Consider the following 1,833-nt stretch of genomic DNA (forward strand, 5'->3'; position numbering starts at 1 on the left):
AACTTCCATAATTGCAAAGAAACTGGTAAGTTCAAGGGAGATATTTGTTCAAAGTTATACATCATCGATGAATCTGAACCGGAAGATAATGAGTAATATTTTATGCATGAGATATGACACTTATATATTACTCCATTCCCTTTTTTCGATCCCTAACTAAATCGTGTTGTTTCATTCTTGCCTTTATAGAATTACTTTTATAAGTTTTGCAAGGTTTTAAGGAACTATTTATGATTACTAAGACAAAAACTGAGGTCAGAATAAAACGCAAAGACTGGGAAAAGTTAAAAGATAATCCTGTATTTAACGAAGCGGTTGAATTACTTGAAGATATTGCTGACTTAAAAAGGGCTAAATTGGTAAAAGGGAAAGATCTTACAATGGAGGAATACTTAAAAAAGTGTGAATTACAAAGTAATAATTAAACCCTCCGCTCAGAAAGATCTTGATACTTTTCCTTTCAGAGAAGTTTTAATCATTTCAAAGAAAATTGAAAAGCTTTCACTTGAACCGCGACCTATTGGAATTCAAAACTAGATGTAAATGAAGGATACAGAATCCGAATAGGAAATTACTGAACTCTCTTTTATATAGATGATAAAAACAAGCAAGTCTTGATATATAGAATCAAACATCGTAAAGAAGCTTATCGTTAGTTTCTTTGATATTCTTTGCTGAAATGTTGCTAAGGTTAATGGACAATTCGAGAATTTTGAATAACGTATTTTGAATTTTTCACACTAATAATTTTCTAAAAATCCTTTTGTTAAAATTTTAAGACACAATACTCTTTTAATTCAATTCTATTCTTGCTAACTTTTCAGTATGTCAACGCCCTTAATGAAGCAGTATCAGAAGATAAAAGCAAAACATCCCGATTCCATTCTGCTTTTCCGAATGGGAGATTTTTTTGAAACATTTGAAGATGACGCGGTTAAAGCAGCAAAAGTTTTAGGAATAACATTAACAAAAAGAGCACACGGCGCATCTTCCGAAGTCCCGTTAGCAGGATTTCCGCATCATGCACTCGATTCGTATCTGCCCAAACTCGTTCGCGCAGGTTATAGAGTGGCAATTTGTGAACAATTAGAAGACCCGAAATTTGCAAAAGGAATTGTTAAGCGCGACGTGATAGAGGTTGTTACTCCAGGAGTTGCATTCTCTGAAAAGCTGCTTGATCATAAGTCTAATAATTATCTCGCAGCCATTTATTTGAAAGATGATATTGCTGGAGTTTCTTTTGCAGATATTTCAACGGGAGAATTTTATACCACCGAAGTTCACGAAAAGCAATTAAAGGAGACAATTGAATCAATCTCTCCATCAGAAATTCTTTTATCAAAACGTGAACAATCAAAACTTGAATCTCTTCTTCGTCAAATTCCTTTTAAATTTACAACAACAAAAGTCGATGACTGGATATATTCATACGAATATTGTTTTGAAATTTTGACTATGCACTTCAAAACAACTTCGCTCAAAGGATTTGGATTGGACAGTCAATCGAATGCAATCATCGCTGCAGGAGTTGTATTCCATTACTTGCAGGAGACTCAAAAATCAAATCTCAATCACATTCGAAAAATCTCTCTATACAATTCAACAGATTACATGGCGCTTGATCCATCGACAAAAAGAAATCTTGAAATCATTTCGTCAATGTTGGACGGCTCTCGCAGCGGGACTTTAATTTCAATTCTCGATAAAACAAAAACTGCAATGGGAGGAAGACTTCTCAAACGATGGATGACACTTCCTTTAAAAAGAATCGAACCAATAAAAAGTCGGCTTGAATCAGTTGAAGAATTTTATAAAAACGAAAAACTTCGGAAT

At 33.8% G+C, this 1,833-nt stretch carries 2 protein-coding genes; both read left to right on the forward strand.

The annotated features are described in order from the left end of the window. The first annotated feature begins 230 nt into the window (after nucleotides 1-230). The gene (locus tag FJ213_13450) at nucleotides 231-425 is read left to right on the forward strand and encodes a hypothetical protein (GenBank protein MBM4177158.1); all 195 of its coding nucleotides are present in this window, start codon (nucleotides 231-233) and stop codon (nucleotides 423-425) included. 415 nt (nucleotides 426-840) lie between these two features. Beyond that, the coding region (locus tag FJ213_13455) for a DNA mismatch repair protein MutS (GenBank protein MBM4177159.1) at nucleotides 841-1,833 on the forward strand (993 nt) is incomplete at its 3' end.

It is taken from the genome of Ignavibacteria bacterium (assembly GCA_016873845.1).
GTDB lineage: Bacteria > Bacteroidota > Ignavibacteria > Ch128b > Ch128b > JAHJVF01.

What these genes read in the sequence shown, in the direction of transcription:
- FJ213_13450 (MBM4177158.1), top strand. Translation starts at nt 231, where the DNA reads ATGATTACTAAGACAAAAACTGAGGTCAGAATAAAACGCAAAGACTGG.